Here is a 17097-nt window from a genome sequence, read left to right as displayed (position 1 = left end):
TTCTCAGGCCACGTAGGAGATCACACCCATCATGCCGCGCTCGGCGTGGTAGGCGTTGTGGCAGTGCGTCAGCCACTGGCCGGGGTTGTCCGCATCAAAAACCACCGTAACGGTCTGACCCGCCCTGACGATGACCGTGTCCTTGCGGGCACCGTCGCGCCCCACCTGGAAGGTGTGGCCGTGGAGGTGCATGGGGTGCCACATGGTGGTCTCGTTGACGAACTGCACTTCAACCCGCTCGCCGCGCTTGATATCGAAGGCGTCGCGGAGGGGGTCGTTCATGTCGAACCGCCGGCCGTTGATGCCCTAGTCGTACTTCATCATCCCGCCCGTGAGCTTGAGGACGTGGGTCCTGTCCGGGGTCTTTGACGGCAGGGCAACCGACGGGTCTGCCGTCAACTGGCCGCCGTCCACCACATCGCCGTCGAGTGCGATGGGGAGCGTCGTCGGCAGGGGCCGCTTGCCCGTTCCCGTACGGATGAAACCGACCGACTGGCCGGTTTTTCCCTCGGGCAGGGCCAGGACCGGGGTGTAGCCGTCGCCCACCGTGACCAGGGCATCAATGCGTTCGCCCATGCCGAGGACCACGGCGTCGACGTCCTTGTGCACTACAGGGAAGCCGTCCGTGTGGGTGAGGGTGAGCTTCCGGCCGGGGGTGCCGACCCGGTAGGCGGTGTCCCCGGCCGCGTTGATGATCCTCAGCCGGATAATCTCGCCGGCCTTGGCCGGGAATTCCTCTGCCTGATCGGGAGCCTTGCCGTTGAACAGGTGGTACGGGTAACGGACGTCACCGGCGTCGCCGCCCAGGAAGTCACTGCGTGAACCCATCAACATGTGCGTTCCGGACCCGGGCGACGGAGACGGCGTTGAACCCATGGATCCGCCCATCGAACCGTGATCCATTCCAGGCATGGCGCCGCCGCCCATGCCCATACCGCCGGAGACCTCCTTGAGGACCTCGTCGGGGGTGCCCGTGACGCCGTCCAGCCAGTCGTCAAGGACAATGACCCAATCCCGGTCGTAGACCAGTTTCTCGGCCGGGTCGTCGACGATGAGGGCGCCGTAGAGCCCGCGTTCGCGCTGCATTTCCACGTGCGAGTGGTACCAGTAGGTGCCCGGGTGGGCGATCCGGAAATCGTAGGAATAGTCGGCGTTCGAGGCGACGGCATCCTGGGTGACGTGGGGTACGCCGTCCTGGTCGTTCCGCAGCGCCAGACCGTGCCAGTGGATGCTGGTGGGGTCCGGAAGGTTGTTCTTGAGGGCCACGCGGAGCCTGTCGCCGGCCTTCGCCCGGATGGTGGGCGCGACCAGACCGTTGTTGTACCCCCAAGTGGACACGGTCTTGCCGGCGACCGAGGCCGATATCGGTGCAGCGGTGAGGTTCTGGCTGACGGTGGTGCCGGTGAAGGCCCGGCCGGCCTCCAGCTCGGCAATGGCCGCATCGCCGGGCATGATCCTCCGCGGGGCGTCCGCGGAGGGAGGCGTGCTGGTGCAGGCTGCCAGAGCCGCGGTAGCCGCCGCGGACACGGAGAGGCCGAGGAAGCTGCGCCGGTTGAGTCGGGGATTCATTGGGGTTGGCATAATTGCGGATCTTTCAGAGGAGTCGGGGTTGCCGGGGAATGCGGCGGTGTGCCGGGAGGCAGCTGCCCTAGGGTCAGGTATCGAGGTGGAGCCGAAGGTCGGAGATGATGGACGATTCCTCGACGCCGCGGGCTTCGGCCAACTGAGTCACCAACCACCTGATCGCCACGGTGGCGCCTCCCACGAGGTGGGTCACGTCGATGCCGATGCCTTCCAGATCGGCGGCCGCGGGCCCCCGGGCCTGGACGGCTCCGATCTCACCCAGCCTGGCCAGGGCCCGGTTGATGAGCTCCGGGTCCGGCCTTTCGTCCCACAGCGATACCGCATCGAGCAGGACGTGGGCCGCCTGCCGTCCGGTTTCCGGGATGCCCGTCACCGGGTCACCGCCGTCGAGCCTGGGCCCGCACCGGCGGGATCGTAGGCGGAAAAAGTCTGCCCGCCGTCTGCGGAGACTTCCAACCCTTGCGCTGTGGCCACCCAGATGCGGAGCTTTCCGTCGCTGCTCTGGTTTGCGGCGACCGCCTGGACAGGGCCTGTCGGCTTGCCTGCGGCCTTCCAGGTCGCACCGCCGTCGTCCGAGCGGTAGACGGCCCCGTCGGGGGCGGCCCCTACGGCGGTCTGGACGCTGGCGAAGGTGGCGAACTGTATGACGGGGGAGCCCGGGACCTTCGTCCAGGTGGCGCCGGCGTCGGTTGAGCGCCGCAGCCCGTCCTGGGCGGTGGCGAGGACAATCCCACTGCCGGGATGCCCTGCCAGTGCTGCGGGGTGGAAGTCCACCCCGACGGCTTTCCACGAGGTGCCGTCCGTGCTGGTCCGCAGGGTGCCGTCGAAGGCTACGAGCCCGGATCCCGTCACGGTGAGTGCGTGGAAGTCTGACTCACCCTGACGTGAGAGGGGTTGCCACGTCTTCCCGCCGTCGGTGCTCTTGATGAGGCCGAGGGGATCGGGTGCCGCGGTGCCGGGACCGGGATGGCCGGAGGCAAAGAGAACTCCCCGTTCACCGGCCGTGGCGTAGCCCATCAGATCATTTGTTGGCCCGATCTTCACGGCCGCGCTGCTGGTGACGTCGAACAGGCCCTCATGGGTGGCCAGGAGCAGTTGCCCGGAGGCGGGATCAGCGCTGAGCCCATGGACGTGGGCGTCGGGAAGTGCATTGTTCAGCGGGGAGACCGAGATGGGCGTGGATGGCGGAGCGGGGCTGCAGGCTGGTAGCAGGAAGGTTATGGCGGCGGCCGCCGAGACCATTGCTGTCGGGCGTTTCCGGGGTTTGCGAAGCACGGACATTCGAGGCTCCTGAAAGCGGGATGTGATGAGGAATTGCGGGAAGACGCACCTAGTGGGCGCGGACGTGGTGCCCGCTCGGGCGTGCCACCGATACCGGTGCGGGACCGGCGGCACGCCCGGCCGGGATGGGCCGCCTAGAGGGTCGGCAGCAGGGTCTGCATGTCCTTGATCTCGGCTTCCTGGGCCGTGACGATGCTCTTGGCCAGCGCCACCGCGGCGGCGTTCGTACCATCAGCAATCTCGCTCTTGGCCATCGTGACGGCGCCCTGGTGGTGGGCGATCATCTGGGTCAGGAACAGCTTCGCGGCCTCCGTGCCCTGGGCGGCCTTCAGCCGGGTGAGGTCGTCGTCGCCCATCATGCCCTCCATGGTGTGGCCGGGGGCCATGGTCGCGGATTCGTTCCATGTCTTGAGCCAGCCGGTCATGGTGGCGATCTCCGGGCCCTGGGCTGCCTTGATCTTGGTGGCGAGGTCCTTCACCGGGGCGGGGACGTCGTTCTTGCCCAGCATCAGGTCGCTCATCTCCACAGCCTGTTGGTGGTGCGGGATCATGCCCTGGGTGAACATGGTGTCCGCGGCGTTGTGGTCCGCGGCAGCCGGCGAGCTGCTGGTGGGTGCGCTGCCGGACATGCTCCCGTGGTCCATGCCGTTCATGGAATTCACCGGGGCGGAGGTCCCGTTGGAGGCGGATGCGCAGCCGCCGAGGGCAATGGCCGCGGCGACGGCGGTGGCAGACAGGGCAAGGTACTTCTGGGTTTTCATGGGATCCTTCGGAATGTCCCGGGCGCAGAGAGGCCCGGGAAAGAGGCAGTCGTCAATGGCGCGCTGCCCATCCACAGGCGGAAAGACAGCGGAGCGTGCGCCGGAGGTATCACGGCGCGGCCTCTTCTTTACGTCCGGCTGATGCAGAGATCCCCGGGGGAGGGACCTACCGGGCGGCGGGACAGGGCCGCCGTCTGAAGCGGCTCACCGGCCGGGGGATTAACCACGCTGATTCCGGTGCCGGGGAGCGGCGCTTCGAGTGATGCCGACTTCGCGGCAGGGGTGCAGCTCGGGTCCATGGAGTGCATACCGGCGCACCCGTGGTCTCCGCTGCAGGTTTCGTCGAGCTGAGGGCCAGGCTGCCGGGATCCGGTGTGGTCATGGCCGGAGACCGCGCTGGACCCAGGGTGGCCCACGTGTCCGGGGTCTTCCGCGGACGCCAGGATGTGCACTGCGCCGTGCTCGCCGGCGGCCGATGGCGCTCCCTGGCTGTCCATCGGTGCGAGAGACATGATGTGCATTCCGAGGATGCCGGCCATCAGGGCCAGAGACAGCAGAACCAGGCGCGCGAGGCGCAGGGCAGCCATCATGCTGGCGGCCTGTCCGGTCACGGCGATCATCCCTCCTGGTGGAAACTGCTGTTACAAGGCTACCTTTTCCTCCGGAGGCGCGTCGTGCCGGAGGAGCCTCAGGTCACGGTGAGCTGGGTGTACATGCCGGCCGCATAATGACCGGGGAGGTTGCAGGCCAGCTCGTACCGGCCCGGCGGCAGCATGAGAGTCACCCAGCCCGAGGTCCCCGGCAGGATCCCCTCGCCGGAGCCTTCCGTGCAGGTCCCGGAGGCCTCCCCGAGGCTGCCGCTTTCGTCGATGGTGCCGTCCGGCCCGACCGGACGGGTGCCCGGAACCTGGTTGTCGGGCAAGGGCAGGATCACCATCTCGTGGCTGATGCTCCCGGCGTTGGTCACCAGGAACGAGACCTTGCCATGCGGGACCGCGCCGCGGTCGGCCGTCAGACGCATCGCCCCGCCCATCATGCCGTTCCGCGGGCGCATGACCGGGCCGCCCATGTTGGTCAGGGTGACGTTCACCTGGGTTCCGGCCAGGCCGGGAACGGTGCACCCAGCCACGGGCCGCCCGCCGCCGGGAGCGGCGGGATCCCCCAGAAGCCCGACGGCCAGGAGGGACAGCACGGTCAAGAGGACGACGACGGCCGCCGCCACGAGGTTCTGGCCCCGCCGGGACAATCCGCTCACTCCCGCCGCCTCAGGACCGCCCGCCGCGCGGTGAGTTCCTGCTCATCAATCTCCCCGCGGGCGAAGCGCTCGTTAAGGATCCGCTCGGCCTCGTCCTGGGCGGGCCGCTCGGCGAACCCCTGCCCGGGGTGGGGCCGGCGTAGAAGCAACACCACCACCGTGACCACACCGCCCCAGAAAATCAGCATCAGCACGGCCATGACGATCCAGCCGCCGATGCCCCAGCCGCTTCCATACCAGCCATCCATCATGATTCGGCCCTCCTTCTAAGAAGATTGAGGACTGGAGTACCAGAACGCCAGAGCCGCTTGACCCCCTTTTTCGTCACGAATGCCACCGGTTAAAGGTGGGCGATTCCTCACCAACGTCCCGACACCAACGGGAAGCGGTGCTGATTCATGCGCAGCTCGATGCGCCGATCGAGGAAAAAGAACTCTCTGCGAACTGGTTGAGAAAGAGCCCTTGTAGGTTCAGCCCATGAAAGAAGGGCACTCGAACGCGGCAGCCTGCAGGATTGTCGGCATCAACATAACTACGGGCCACCGGTGGCTGCATGGACGTACCGGGGGGCGAGGATTTGGTGCAGCGGGGACTGGATCCTCGGCCCCGGAAGCTGCGAGCTGGTGTCCGGGCGAGGAATGCATTTAGAGGTAGCTGCAGATGCGTCCGGGATCACAGCTTGCCTCGATCCCGGCCGTGGCGTTGGCGTGAAGGCCGAAAACGATGGACCGTAACGCCATCAGTTCGCCGATCTGGTGGTCCAACGCGACCAGCTGGTTCGAAAGCAGGTCCTGGACGTGGTCGCAGGGGGCTTCTCCGGCGTCACGGAGGCCGAGGATTTCTCGTATCTGTGTCAGGGCGAGGCCTGCAGCCCGTCCCCGTCGGATGAACTCGAGCCGGGCCACGGAGTCTTCGGTGTAGTCCCGGTATCCGTTAGGGGATCTTTTCGCTGCGGGGAGAAGCCCGCTGTCCTCGTAGAAGCGCAACGTCTTGGTTGTCATTCCTGCCGCTGCCGCGGCCTCACCGATACGCATCTTAAACCTTTTCATAGCAGGTCACCAGGACGGCGATTCCTTGACATTCCAGTATAGGGAAAGGTTGAGAATGAGATGCGGAGCAGGTCTTCCATCGTGGGCCGGCAAATGGCAGCAGCTGAGCCAGTAGTTGTTCGGGCGGTTGCTCTCCCTCCCATCTTTAGGAGTCCTTGTGTCGGTACCAGCCTTCGATTATGACCTCGCCATTATCGGTTCCGGTGGTGGTGCTTTTGCTGCGGCCATCCGGGCAACGAATCGCGGTAAGCGGGTGTTGATGGTTGAGCGAAGCACGGTGGGCGGCACGTGCGTGAACACGGGCTGCATTCCTTCAAAGGCCCTGCTGGCCGCCGCGGAGGCCCGCCATGTCGCCCTGGACGCTTCCGGGCGTTTCCCCGGTATCAGCACCTCAGCCGGACCGGTGAATATGCCAGAACTGGTCAGCGGGAAACGGTCCCTGGTCGAAGCCATGCGGTCAGAGAAGTATGTGGACCTCGCCGCGGACTACGGATGGAAGCTGCAGCATGGGACGGCGGCGTTCGCCGGGACCGCGGCCGCACCGGTTTTGAACATCACCGTCCCGGGCGGGACCACCGGAACAGTGAGCGCCGAACATTACCTCGTGGCCACGGGCTCCACTCCCTGGATCCCCGAAGTGCCGGGAATGGCCGAGGTGGATTATCTGACGTCCACGAGTGCGATGGAGCTGCAGGAAGTTCCCTCGTCGATGCTGGTGTTGGGCGGCGGTTATGTGGCACTGGAGCAGGCGCAGCTTTTCGCCCGGCTCGGAACGAAGGTGACCATGCTGGTCCGCTCCAGGCTCGCCTCGGCTGAAGAGCCTGAAGCCGGGAACGCCCTCGCCGGTGTCTTCGCCGACGAGGGCATCCGGGTCGTCCGCCGAGCGACAGTGTCCTCGGTCCGGACCGATCAGGCGTCAGGGGATGTGGTCGTGGACGCTTCCGTCTCAGGAGGACAGGAGGAGTTCAAGGCTGCCCGCTTGCTCGTGGCGACAGGCCGGCGCCCGGTCACGGAGGATTTGAACCTGTGCATGGTCGGTGTTGAAACCGGGAACCGCGGTGAAGTCCTGGTCGACGGGAGCCTTCGCAGTGCTAATCCGAGGATCTGGTCCGCTGGTGACGTGACGGGTCACCGGGAGTTCGTCTATGTAGCCGCCGCGCACGGGGCCCTGGTGGTGGATAACGCCTTCGAGGGTGCGGGGCGCGAGGTCGACTACCGGCATCTGCCCCGGGTCACGTTCACGAGCCCTGCCTTGGCGGCCGTCGGGATGACGGACAAGGAAGCGAATCAGGCCGGGATCCGGTGCGTGTGCCGGGTTCTGCCGCTCAAATTTGTCCCCAGAGCCCTGGTGAACCGTGACACCCGCGGGTTCATCAAGATCGTTGCCGACGCGGACACCGGCCGGATCGTCGGGATCACTGCTTTGGGTAAGGAAGCCGGGGACATCGCCGCGGCTGGGGTCTACATTCTAGAAGCCGGGATGACCGTTGATCAGGTCGCGAATCTCTGGAGCCCGTATCTGACCATGGCCGAAGGTATCAAGATCGCGGCCCAGTCCTTCACTACTGACGTCTCCAAGCTGTCCTGCTGCGCGGCATAATGTGGCCAACGACAACCTATGTGTTCGCGGGGCGGCCCGGCGCGGCTACCTTTTAGTGCGCGTTCCTCGTCAGGCTGTGGGCGAGGCGGTAGAAGTCATTACCGGTTTCGATGATCGTGCCGTTGAAGGCCAACCGGTCAACGCGGCGCAGGCGGGCCGGGGACGTCTTGGCGAACTCGTCAGTACGCTGCCGGCCAGCCCGGCCGCATCCGGCGATGGTGTTGCGGGGAATTTCTCGTCAGCGGTCTCGACGATTTCGTGGACGAGCCAGGAGGATAGCCAGAATTTTTACCCGATACCCCTTCTCTGCAGCGGCGCCAAGCCCGATAAGCCCTCGTGCCACAGCCTGTGGCACGATTGCCGGTACGTAGGCTTGAGGCCTTATGTCTCCAGAAATCGAACTGCCTGCGAACTATGTGGAGTTGTTGGAAGCTATGAAGGCCCGCATTTCAGGTGCGAGAGCCCAAGCTCAACGGACCGTTAACACTCTGGTCGCAGCCCTTGAATGGGACCGACTCCGACAGGGTCGAAGGATAGGGGCAGCCATTTTCGAAGCTTCTCCCGGGGCGTCCAGACGCGCCGATAATGGACCTTATTTAAATCCTCTACAGTTCGAAATCCAGCATGCGAAGGCGCGGAGGCGCCTCCGCGTACGCGGCTAAACGGTTCTCAGTGCCCCAGTCGAGACGCTTCGCGACAACTTTCGTATGATGTCGCCGGCAGTTGAGCTCTCCCGCCACCTGTGACTCTGCGTTTGTGGCTGGAACCAACAGCTGAACGTTCCTATGCCTCCGTGACTGCCCCACGCCGCACTCACTCTTCCCACAGCGGCTCCGACTGGGAGCGCACTCCTAGCCTCGTGCGGGTTCGTCCTGCCGGTTGGAGGGCCCGGAATTGGGCTACAGCGTTGTCATAAAGCGTTCCCGCGCCCGAGTTATCTGACACGGAGATAAGTAGCGCAAACGGTAGTTTGCTCGGCGAACTGTCTAGCCGGCCAAGTCCCCTCGTCAGATAAGTCAGCTCAATGCGCGGGTCCTCTACGTCAGCGGGAGAGAAACTCAATCGGTAATGACGAAGAGTCTCCCACTTGCCTCCTTCACGCAGGCTTGCCTCGTTTCGACCACTCGAGGCGCCGAGGGACTTCGTTACGGGCTCCTGGCTTTCCCGCCACCCTTGTCCCAGCAGCGTGAGCGCCTCGGGGGTTCTGCGATCGAGAATCTGAAACTGCCTGTTATCGGTCGGGGAGGTGAACCGATGCATAAAAGCGTGCGGCCTGAGCGCCAGATCGATGGAAGCACGTGTGTACTCGGTGGCTTCTGTCGGCTCAACGGGGGACAGGTAGGCGAGAGTGATTCGAACGTCCAACTTTCCGGACAGTCCGCGGGGGATAGGCAACTTGTAAGCGTGCAGTTCGCCGCGTTCCGTGGAGTCCTTGTAGAGAACGTGAGTCTCGTCGGCCGAACATGTCAGTTTGTCGAGAAAGTCACTTGGAATACGCCCGTATCCAACTTCCGGTTGAAGCTGCTTGTGGCCCTTGGACGGCCGCTCAGCGAAGTGAACTCCAAAAGCACGTAAGACATTGGTGTTTACAGTTGGAAAGTTGATGGCCAGCTCAGACATTGCGTGTGTGACGAGTGGCGCAGCAAAGCTGGTTCCCGTGGCTTCAAGAAATGTACCGTCAGCAGCCAAGACTGGGAATTTTCTAAGCTCGGACCCCCCGAACTGAACTCCAAGTGGCCGAACTCTGCCACCCCAACGGCCCGGGCCAACGGACGAGTACGACGATCGCTGCCACGGCCGTTCGGGGGACGGCACGTCGCAAGCACCGACGCTAAAACCGTTCACCATGTCGGCGGGTACTTGGACTCGGTGCCTACCGGAGTTGGGGTCAAGATGGCCGTCGTTACCAGCAGCGACAATGAACATGACATCGCGTTCCCATGCCAGCATGTCAAGCTCACTTGTCCAGCGGTTAGGCTCTAGATCATCCCTGACGGGCAATGTTGGGCCGAGGCTAAGATTGATGATCTTGTGCTCACCTTGGGAAACCACTTCCTTGATTCGATCAAGCACCCAATAACCGTGCATGTCACCCGGAATCCCAGGCGCGGGCAGGACTCGAAAGCTATCAAGGGGAAGAGGCGGAGCGCTTGCTTGCTGGCCTGCCACCACCAGCCCGTATAGAGCCGCCCCCGTAACTGCCGTTCCATGGACAAGGGATCCTGGCTGAGGAGGTTCGCCGGTGAGGTCGATGGCATCGGCGACCATGTGACTGTTGTAGTTAGCGGCCTCATCCAGGCCCCCGTCAAAAACGGCTACTTTGAAGTCACTGGACCTGGTCGATGAGGAACCGGGTCCATGCCAAGTTGTGGAGGATCTCGTGCCAAAAACAGGCCGGGGCGGCATGGCGGGCATGGGGCGCACAATTCGAAGAGCGTTGAAGCCGGCGAGGTATTCGAGGGAACGTTTTGCCGCACGTACTGGGACGAATGTGAGACCACCAACTTGCCGTACGAAGTCTCTCTCGACACTGCCGCCTTCCCGCTCAACGGCCGCGGCCCAGCGTTCGATAATGTGATCGTCAGCCGGCGTCAGGGCGCCACCTTGCAGACCTATTGGGTTTAGGACTGACTCCCAGAGGATGATCTCGTCACCCGGGTTTTCAACGTCGCCAAGAGCCCTTGTAACAGCTTGGGAGGGAAGAGAAAACTCATCCAGCTTCTTGATCTCCTCGAAAGCCGCCCGTTCACTGCGGTCAGTACCTCGCGAGTCTAGGAGTTGCTCCAGCTCAGCCATGGAGTCATCGGGAACCGATAAGACCAGCCTCCGCGTCACGGCTTCTCGAGACGCCGTTGATGTCACGTATAGACCTTGCTCGGCTCGGGATCCGACCGGCATCGCACCTAGTTTATTGATGAGCTGACCAGGGAAAGAAGATGCTGCGAGATAATTTGGGAGAAGCTTGGCCTCAATGAATGTATGTCCTGGAACGCGCAACTCTTCATCCAGCGAGGCGACCTCCGCTCGGACGGACCTGAGCTGCGGCAAAAGTACCTCGCGCGCCTCAGCAGCCGTCTGGGGCTCGTATTTGTCGCCTCCACCTGTCGGAGGTTTCTCCGCAGGAGTCCGCAAAGCTTCACCTTGGTACAAGAACGGGCGCCCTGTTTCCCTGATATCAGCCATGCGTCCCCCTATTTTTCTATACGTCGAATGGCTTGGGAAACGGTCGGATGACTGACCCCCGACAAGTCTGCAATCGCTCGAAGAGATAAACCAAATTCTCTGTGCAGCTTTTGCCAAAGCGTGTCGCGGTTATTCCCTGAAGGGCCGGCGACCGTCAGGAGCTCCGTGAGTAGAACCCGCTCAAACGGCACCTCGCGCAAAACGCTCCTCCTGCCAACCATCTCCATAAGGCGCGCTAGGTCGGACGGCGAGCTCCCGTCGGTGATTTCGGCGACCACCCGGAGGATCTTGGCGTCCAGGGGTGCACTTGCGCCGGCCTTGAGCAATGCAAGTCGTTCTTCTATCCCTGGCAATGGGAAGGTGACGATCCTATCGAAACGTCTGCCAATCGCCGGGTCTAGTAGTTGGGCGTGGTTAGTGGCCGCGATGAGAAAGCTACGGCCATTCCAGCGATCAAGTTCCACAAGGAGAACGTTCACTACTCGTTTGAGTTCTCCCACATCGCTGTCGTCGTCACGAGCCTTCGCCAGGGCGTCAAACTCATCCAGGAGCAGCACGCATGCCCTCGACTTAGCAAAGTCCAGTACATCGCGAATGTTACGACCCGAGGTACCTAGATAGCTGGATAGCACCGCGGCTAGGTCCAAGGAAACCAGGGGCAATCCAACCTGCTGCGCGATCCACCGACTCGCAAGAGTCTTCCCAACACCTGGCGGCCCCGAGAACAGAGCCGAGCGTGAGGGCGCCATGCCACGGAGAGCCAGGAGGCTCTCGCTGTTACGCTCAAGTACGATCTCGTCTAAGTCGGCTTGGACACTCCTTGGGAGTACAAGTCCAGTTCCGTCAGGACTGACATCTACGTCCACCAGTGGTCCAGCACCGCCGGATTCCATCGGCAGCGAGTCTCCCGACATAATCAACTCACTTCCCGGATAGGCGCTAACCGCCTCGTGAAGAGCAGAGCGGAAAGTTTCCACATCGATAACGCCATCCGGTACGCGTCGTATCAGCTGGTTAGCCACCTTGCGAACGGTGCTGGGGCTCCCCTTCACGCCTGCACGCGCCAGGCTGACGAGGGCGGCCTGCATGGAATTCGGTGAGTGGTAAGAATCCGAAGGGGTGGGTCTCATGGTTACCACCATATCGCTGGAAGGCTTTCGGTGAAGGACCGATGCACTGGTAAACACGATTCTAGTGACAGCGCCACTCGTGAGACGTCGCCCTTGAATCCAGGGAGGACGCAGCAGAGGATTGAGGAGTTCAAGACCGGCAACAATCTCGGAATGGCTATGCTGTGGGTGTGAACCGTACCGGGTTTTAGGCCGTCTTCTTGCTGGTGGCCTCGTCGTCTGATGAGGCGTCTATTTGAGCATAGTAGTTCTGCTCGAACTCGTCGGGCGGGATCATGGACAAGGTGCTGTGCAGCCGCTTGGTGTTGTACCAGTGGACCCAGTTCATGGTCGCCTTCTCCACATCCGCCAACTGCTTTAGCGGGCCTGTCATGAAGGGACTGCCTTTGCGGACGCATTCGTTCTTGTACAGACCGATCGTGGATTCCGCGAGGGCGTTGTCGTACGCGTCGCCGACGCTGCCGACGGAAGCCGCCAAGCCTTCAAGCAGCAGTGCCTCTCCGAACCGGATCGAGGTGTATTGGGCGTATTCAACCGGTCGAAGCAACACCTGATCACGGAGGTGTTGGATGTCGGTTCGAAATCGTCAGAAGCAGGTACGGGCGTATCGAGGGCAGATCCCTTCACCGGGTCGGCCGTCGGTGGCCTGGCGCGAGGACCGGGTACGGTTCTGGGTCGCGATCGCCTCCGGTGCGAAGACCCGGGACGCCGGCGTCGCGGCGGGCGTGTCAGAGCCCGTCGCGCATCGCTGGTTCCTGCACGCTGGCGGTGTGAATCCTCAGCTGGCCCCGACACTGTCCGGGCGTTATCTGTCCTCGAGCGACCGTGAGGACATCGCATTGTGGCGTGCGCAGGACTGTGGGGTGCGAGAGATTGCTCGGCGGCTGGGCCGAAGCCCGTCTACGATCTCGCGGGAGCTGCGTCGGAACGCGTCGACGAGAACGTATCGCTTGGACTACAAGGCGTCGACAGCGCAGTGGCACGCCGAACGACGATCCCGCCGTCCCAAGACCGCGAAGCTGATCAGGAACGATGGCCTCCGCGACTACGTCAACGACAAGCTCAGCGGACACGTCAGATCGGGCGGAGGAGAACGTTTGGGCCCGGTCGGTCCGATCTGGGACGGGAAGAACAAGCCGCATCGGGAGGACCGCGAATGGGTGAGGGGGTGGAGCCCTCAGCAGATCGCGAAACGCCTACCAGTCGAGTTCCCGGATGATCCAACGATGCGGATCTCGCACGAAGCGATCTACCAAGCCCTTTACGTTCCGAGCAGAGGCGGACTCACAAGGCAGCAGGCGTGGCACCTGCGCCGAGGGCGCACGAAACGCACGCCACGGGCGCGAACACGCCAGCAAGCCTGGGCGCATGTCACCGACGCCACAACCTTGAAGAAGAGACCCTCCGAAGCCGACGAGCGGAAAGTCGCAGGCCATTGGGAGGGGGATCTCATCATTGGTCTCAACCGGTCAGCGATCGCGACTCTGATCGACCGCACGACGCGTTTCGCCATGCTCGTCCATCTGCCTCGGCAGAAGGGTTACGGACTGGTCAAGCCGACAAAGAATGGGCCTGCATTGGCTGGCTACGGGGCGGTCACGATGAAAAACGCACTCGTCCGGACCTTCGAGCCGCTCCCGGCGGACCTGCGACGCTCCCTGACCTGGGACCGTGGGAAGGAGATGTCCGCGCACGCCCTTCTGACGCAGGAAATCGGGTTGCCGGTCTATTTTGCCGACGCGAAGAGCCCGTGGCAGCGCGGGAGCAACGAACATCTCAACGGGATACTTCGGCAGTACTTCCCGAAAGGCACCGACATCTCTCGCTGGAGCACGCCAGAGATCCAAGCTGTCGCCGACATCATCAACAACCGGCCGCGCGGCGTCCTAGGATGGCGCACTCCAGCGGAAGCCTTCGCGGACCAGCTAAGCTCAGTCCCAAAAGCAACTGTTGCTTCGACCGGTTGAATACGCCCTGGGAGCCGGCGTCACTGTGATGAACCATGCCAGCAGGGACCGGCGTTCCGGCCTGATCCCGGCGCCAGAGCGCCATCTTCAAGGTGGTGAGCACCATGTCCGTGTCCTTGATCGTCGAGCCGTGCCACCCCACGATCGCCCGGGAGAAGACATCAATCGCGAAGGCCACGTACGCAAAGCCGGCCCACGTTCTGACATAGGTGAAGTCGGTGACCCACACGGCGTTCGGCCGGGCCGCGGTGAAGTCCCTGTTCAGTAGATCCGGGGCCCGCTGGGAGTCCTTCGCTGGCGCGACGGCTTTGGGTTTCCGGCCCCGGACGAGGCCGTTCATGGCTTCATCCCGCATGAGCCGGTCGACGGTACATCTGGCCACTTCGTGGCCCTCTCTGCGCAGCCAGGCTGTCATTTTCCGCCGTCCGTACAGGGACTCGGGTTTCTCTGCGGTGTCTTTCAGCGCGTTGACGATAGCAGCGTCCGTGACAGTCCGGGCAGCGGGTGCTTTGGATTTCCAGGACCGGTAAGTCCGCGGGGCGACCTGAACGCCCTGCTCACGCAGGACCTTGCAGGCCGGCTCGACCCCGTGGCCATCGGCACGCAGTTCGTCGATGAATCCGGCTATTTGCGGCGGCGAGGGTCGAGCTCCCTCGCGAAGAAAATCGAGGCTTTCTTCAGGATCTCGTTGGCCTCCCGCAGTTCCCGGTTCTCACTTTCCAGCTCCCTGATCCGGGTCTGCTCGGCACTGGTGACGCCGGGACGTTCGTCGGCGTCGATCTGGGCCTGGAGAACCCACCGGCGCAGGGACTCCCTGCCGATGTTCAGCTTGGGTCCGATGGCGGAGCAGGCGGCGAAAACGGAGTCGTACTCACTGAGGTGGTCCAGGACCATCCGCACGGCACGCTCACGCTGATCCTGGGGGTATCGCTTGGGCATGATCGCCATCCTTCACAAAAAAGGAAGCGGCATCAAACCCGGTACGGTTCACTCCACACCATGCTCATAAACAGGCTCTGAGCACTAAGACACAGCGGCGTCGACCGCGGCACCGCCAATCATCCGCCGCTACCCAAGCCAGCCACAAGGCCGTTTTCTCAAGCCCCCAACGCCGCGGAGCGGCTCCCCAGCTCATAACCTAGTCCGTCTCGAATCCCTAGGGTTATGAGACGCCGCGGCGTGTAAGCGTTTAGGGCACCTTCGCCTATCAATTCTGCAGGCCCGGTATACGGGACGCGTCAAATGCTGCGTCCAGTGTCCGCAGCCCCCTGCAGCCGGTCTAGTTGTCGCGGCGCTCGAATTCTTCATCCAGCTCTTGGTGGCGGAACTCGGTCTCCGGGTTGGGCTCACCGTCGGCGACGACTTCATGGTCCAACTGACGTTGCACCTGGCTGTCGAGAACCTGCAACTTCTCGTCTTTCAGTTCTTCCAGATCCTCAGGGAAAGGATCCGTAGGGGTGATCCGCAGATTCGATGACATAGCCTGACCTTTCGACAGCGGCACTCCACACCAACGGACACCCGCGACTGGAGTATTTTACTTGAAATCAGGCAAATCCATCTACGTCATCCCGTGCTCGCGGCCCCGATAACTACCCGCATACCTCGCAAACTCGGGTGGGTTCAAGCTGGCGCTTGTGGCAACCACATAGACGGTGTGGCACCGCGCCCGATAGAAGATCCTCTTACCTGAGCTGGATCCCTGCGTCTCATGACCTCAGTGTCTCGAAACCAAGGGTTTCGAGACGGGGACGCCATTGAAGTCAGGTCAGGGGCGTGATGGGCGCGCTCGGTCCGGATGGCGTCGTCGCCGCCCCGATGGTCTGCCTCGAAACGGCGATCAGCTGGGGGTTGAACCGGGTGCTTGTCGGGTGTCTTGGAAGTACTTCACGAATTGGGAGAGTTGGTCCCGAAGGGTGTCCCACTGGCCGAAATCTGCGGGAATGGCGGCGCTCTCAGCCCGTCGGGCTGCTAGCAGGACGCTTTCCCCGGCGTCGGTTATTTCGACCTGGAACTGACGGCGGTCGTCCGGGTCTCGTTTCCTGGTGATCAGGCCTCTCCTGTCCAGGCGGGCCAGGACGCGGCCCAGGGTCTGGCTTTGCACGTGGATGACTGCGGCGAGCTGTTCCTGGTTCATGGGGTGTGGTGCCAGCGTTCGAAGGGCGATCACCCCCGCCCGGGTGAGGCCCAGCGGTGCGAGTGCGTCGTCGAGACGCCGTTGTACCAGGCGGGCTGCCGTGGTGAGAAGGAGATAGCCTTCGCGGACGTGGGCCGGGGGGTCGAGGGACATCGATGACGGCCTTCCATTCCTGCAGAACACATCACTAAGGGGAGGGCAGGCCAGGAACCCGCCTAAACCGGGACCCTGGCCTGCCCTGGAGTGCTATCGGCGCTTGTTGTCGCCGTCGGTTTCGATGTGTTCCTTGCGGACTTCCTCGTTGACGGTGACTTCATCGGTCACGGTCTCCGTGCCGAGGCGGACGCGCTCGACCGGGACCGTTTCCTTCTCAACTACGGGGCGTTCTTCATGGAGGATGACCTCGTGTTCTTCCTCGCTGATGTCCTTGCCCGACAGTGCCGAGCCACGGTTGGTATCCGTGATGGGCTCGCGCTCGATGCGGACCTCTTCGCGCTGCACGGGGACCGTCTGGGTGACATTTTCGGTCGTGACGTACTTGCGCAGCCGCACCCGGCCGGTGGCCTGCTTCTCGGTGCCGACGTTCAGGCGTTCCTCGGAACGGGTCATGGCATCATCGGTGGTGGGGCCCGAGGTGTCGCGTCCTACCGTTCCTCGGCCGGTATCTGGCTGGCCTGCATCCCGGTAGTCAGCGTCCTGGGCCGCTGCCGCGTCGGTGTAGGTCTGGTTGCCGCCGGCTAGGTTGTAGTGGGAGTAGAGCCGTTCTTCCTCGGTCGGCTCGAGGTGACCGTCAACGTCCACCCGGGGGGCGTCCTTTACCTGTTCCTTGGTGTAGGGGACGACGACGTCGCTGCCTTCGATGCGGGCCCCTTCCAGCGGAACGAAGGATTCCGAGGTCCCGAACAGTCCGGTCTTGGCCGTGACCCAAGTGGGCTGGCCGTTGTTGTCGTCCGCGTAGACCTGGCCGATGGATCCGATCTTGTTCCCATCGCTGGAAACGACGTTTCCGTTGCGCTGAAGCAGGTCATCGATGTGTTCCTTGGCGAGCATGAGGTCTCCTTTGGATCTTTGATGCTATGGGGGGTGCAGTAAGTCCGAGTGGAACGCTGCATGACTCCACCATAAGCATGCTTAGTAAGCGCTTGGCAAG

18 protein-coding genes, 1 pseudogene and 1 other annotated feature are annotated in these 17097 nt (G+C 63.2%); of the genes and pseudogenes, 2 read left to right on the top strand and 17 right to left on the bottom strand.

Annotation, left to right across the window (positions count from 1 at the left end; genetic code table 11):
- Positions 1-3: 3 nt before the first annotated feature.
- The 9 genes from ACFVY3_RS16335 to ACFVY3_RS16295 form a co-directional block, all read right to left on the bottom strand.
- Complete coding sequence (locus ACFVY3_RS16335; RefSeq protein ID WP_400160524.1) at positions 4-282, bottom strand: multicopper oxidase domain-containing protein; 279 nt, start codon at positions 280-282, stop codon at positions 4-6.
- Positions 283-306: 24 nt separating this feature from the next.
- Positions 307-1569, bottom strand: coding sequence for a multicopper oxidase family protein (locus ACFVY3_RS16330; protein ID WP_400160523.1), 1263 nt, complete (start codon positions 1567-1569; stop codon positions 307-309).
- An 85-nt stretch (positions 1570-1654) separates the two neighbouring features.
- Positions 1655-1957 (bottom strand): hypothetical protein, encoded by a 303-nt coding sequence (locus ACFVY3_RS16325; protein WP_400160522.1) that lies wholly within the window; start codon positions 1955-1957, stop codon positions 1655-1657.
- Entirely contained in the window at positions 1954-2865 is a 912-nt protein-coding gene (locus ACFVY3_RS16320; protein WP_400160521.1) for a F510_1955 family glycosylhydrolase, read from the bottom strand. The genes ACFVY3_RS16325 and ACFVY3_RS16320 overlap by 4 nt, the downstream gene beginning before the upstream one ends.
- A gap of 134 nt (positions 2866-2999) precedes the next feature.
- Entirely contained in the window at positions 3000-3626 is a 627-nt protein-coding gene (locus ACFVY3_RS16315; RefSeq protein ID WP_400160520.1) for a DUF305 domain-containing protein, read from the bottom strand.
- A gap of 128 nt (positions 3627-3754) precedes the next feature.
- Positions 3755-4246, bottom strand: coding sequence for a hypothetical protein (locus ACFVY3_RS16310; RefSeq protein ID WP_400160519.1), 492 nt, complete (start codon positions 4244-4246; stop codon positions 3755-3757).
- Between the two features lie 68 nt (positions 4247-4314).
- Entirely contained in the window at positions 4315-4881 is a 567-nt protein-coding gene (locus tag ACFVY3_RS16305) for a sulfocyanin-like copper-binding protein (protein ID WP_400160518.1), read from the bottom strand.
- Positions 4878-5132 (bottom strand): SHOCT domain-containing protein, encoded by a 255-nt coding sequence (locus ACFVY3_RS16300; protein ID WP_400160517.1) that lies wholly within the window; start codon positions 5130-5132, stop codon positions 4878-4880. Before ACFVY3_RS16300 ends, ACFVY3_RS16305 begins: the two co-directional genes overlap by 4 nt.
- A 393-nt stretch (positions 5133-5525) precedes the next feature.
- Entirely contained in the window at positions 5526-5915 is a 390-nt protein-coding gene (locus ACFVY3_RS16295) for a heavy metal-responsive transcriptional regulator (protein WP_400160516.1), read from the bottom strand.
- A 172-nt stretch (positions 5916-6087) separates the two neighbouring features.
- Between ACFVY3_RS16295 and merA the strand changes: the two genes are divergently transcribed.
- Positions 6088-7530 carry a mercury(II) reductase gene (merA, locus tag ACFVY3_RS16290; RefSeq protein ID WP_400160515.1) on the top strand — a complete coding sequence of 481 codons (1443 nt, stop codon included), beginning with the start codon at positions 6088-6090 and terminating at the stop codon, positions 7528-7530.
- Between the two features lie 813 nt (positions 7531-8343).
- Here merA and ACFVY3_RS16285 read toward each other — a convergent pair.
- The 3 genes and pseudogenes from ACFVY3_RS16285 to ACFVY3_RS16275 form a co-directional block, all read right to left on the bottom strand.
- Entirely contained in the window at positions 8344-10713 is a 2370-nt protein-coding gene (locus tag ACFVY3_RS16285; protein ID WP_400160514.1) for a S8 family peptidase, read from the bottom strand.
- Between the two features lie 8 nt (positions 10714-10721).
- On the bottom strand, positions 10722-11462 hold the full coding sequence (locus tag ACFVY3_RS16280) for an AAA family ATPase (protein WP_400160560.1): 741 nt from the start codon (positions 11460-11462) through the stop codon (positions 10722-10724).
- Between the two features lie 568 nt (positions 11463-12030).
- Positions 12031-12369 (bottom strand): annotated as a pseudogene (locus tag ACFVY3_RS16275) (integrase core domain-containing protein); the annotation flags it as partial.
- Between the two features lie 43 nt (positions 12370-12412).
- On the opposite strand from ACFVY3_RS16275, the gene ACFVY3_RS16270 reads away from it, so the two are divergent.
- On the top strand, positions 12413-13810 hold the full coding sequence (locus tag ACFVY3_RS16270) for an IS30 family transposase (RefSeq protein ID WP_400160513.1): 1398 nt from the start codon (positions 12413-12415) through the stop codon (positions 13808-13810).
- Here ACFVY3_RS16270 and ACFVY3_RS16265 read toward each other — a convergent pair.
- The 5 genes from ACFVY3_RS16265 to ACFVY3_RS16245 all read right to left on the bottom strand — a co-directional run bounded on the left by ACFVY3_RS16265 (position 13707) and on the right by ACFVY3_RS16245 (position 16997).
- Complete coding sequence (locus tag ACFVY3_RS16265; protein WP_400160559.1) at positions 13707-14417, bottom strand: IS3 family transposase; 711 nt, start codon at positions 14415-14417, stop codon at positions 13707-13709. The genes ACFVY3_RS16270 and ACFVY3_RS16265 overlap by 104 nt on opposite strands.
- Positions 14346-14480, bottom strand: a sequence feature (AL1L pseudoknot). It overlaps the preceding gene by 72 nt.
- On the bottom strand, positions 14435-14749 hold the full coding sequence (locus ACFVY3_RS16260; protein ID WP_400160512.1) for a transposase: 315 nt from the start codon (positions 14747-14749) through the stop codon (positions 14435-14437). It overlaps the preceding feature by 46 nt.
- 340 nt (positions 14750-15089) lie before the next feature.
- Positions 15090-15290 carry a hypothetical protein gene (locus tag ACFVY3_RS16255; protein WP_400160511.1) on the bottom strand — a complete coding sequence of 67 codons (201 nt, stop codon included), beginning with the start codon at positions 15288-15290 and terminating at the stop codon, positions 15090-15092.
- A gap of 360 nt (positions 15291-15650) precedes the next feature.
- Complete coding sequence (locus ACFVY3_RS16250) at positions 15651-16100, bottom strand: MarR family winged helix-turn-helix transcriptional regulator (protein ID WP_400160510.1); 450 nt, start codon at positions 16098-16100, stop codon at positions 15651-15653.
- A 93-nt stretch (positions 16101-16193) separates the two neighbouring features.
- Entirely contained in the window at positions 16194-16997 is an 804-nt protein-coding gene (locus ACFVY3_RS16245; RefSeq protein ID WP_400160509.1) for a DUF2382 domain-containing protein, read from the bottom strand.
- Positions 16998-17097 lie beyond the last annotated feature (100 nt).

Source organism: Arthrobacter sp. BPSS-3 (assembly GCF_044628475.1).
In the GTDB taxonomy this organism is placed as follows: domain Bacteria; phylum Actinomycetota; class Actinomycetes; order Actinomycetales; family Micrococcaceae; genus Arthrobacter.
This window is presented reverse-complemented; position numbering and strand designations above follow the sequence as displayed.

Bases quoted from the DNA above. Each gene is read 5' to 3' on its own strand.
- ACFVY3_RS16335 (WP_400160524.1), bottom strand. From the start codon at position 282: ATGAACGACCCCCTCCGCGACGCCTTCGATATCAAGCGCGGCGAGCGG.
- ACFVY3_RS16330 (WP_400160523.1), bottom strand. From the start codon at position 1,569: ATGAATCCCCGACTCAACCGGCGCAGCTTCCTCGGCCTCTCCGTGTCC.
- ACFVY3_RS16320 (WP_400160521.1), bottom strand. From the start codon at position 2,865: ATGTCCGTGCTTCGCAAACCCCGGAAACGCCCGACAGCAATGGTCTCG.
- ACFVY3_RS16315 (WP_400160520.1), bottom strand. From the start codon at position 3,626: ATGAAAACCCAGAAGTACCTTGCCCTGTCTGCCACCGCCGTCGCCGCG.
- ACFVY3_RS16310 (WP_400160519.1), bottom strand. From the start codon at position 4,246: ATGATCGCCGTGACCGGACAGGCCGCCAGCATGATGGCTGCCCTGCGC.
- ACFVY3_RS16300 (WP_400160517.1), bottom strand. From the start codon at position 5,132: ATGATGGATGGCTGGTATGGAAGCGGCTGGGGCATCGGCGGCTGGATC.
- ACFVY3_RS16295 (WP_400160516.1), bottom strand. From the start codon at position 5,915: ATGCGTATCGGTGAGGCCGCGGCAGCGGCAGGAATGACAACCAAGACG.
- ACFVY3_RS16285 (WP_400160514.1), bottom strand. From the start codon at position 10,713: ATGGCTGATATCAGGGAAACAGGGCGCCCGTTCTTGTACCAAGGTGAA.
- ACFVY3_RS16280 (WP_400160560.1), bottom strand. From the start codon at position 11,462: ATGGCGCCCTCACGCTCGGCTCTGTTCTCGGGGCCGCCAGGTGTTGGG.
- ACFVY3_RS16270 (WP_400160513.1), top strand. From the start codon at position 12,413: ATGTCGGTTCGAAATCGTCAGAAGCAGGTACGGGCGTATCGAGGGCAG.
- ACFVY3_RS16260 (WP_400160512.1), bottom strand. From the start codon at position 14,749: ATGCCCAAGCGATACCCCCAGGATCAGCGTGAGCGTGCCGTGCGGATG.
- ACFVY3_RS16255 (WP_400160511.1), bottom strand. From the start codon at position 15,290: ATGTCATCGAATCTGCGGATCACCCCTACGGATCCTTTCCCTGAGGAT.
- ACFVY3_RS16250 (WP_400160510.1), bottom strand. From the start codon at position 16,100: ATGTCCCTCGACCCCCCGGCCCACGTCCGCGAAGGCTATCTCCTTCTC.
- ACFVY3_RS16245 (WP_400160509.1), bottom strand. From the start codon at position 16,997: ATGCTCGCCAAGGAACACATCGATGACCTGCTTCAGCGCAACGGAAAC.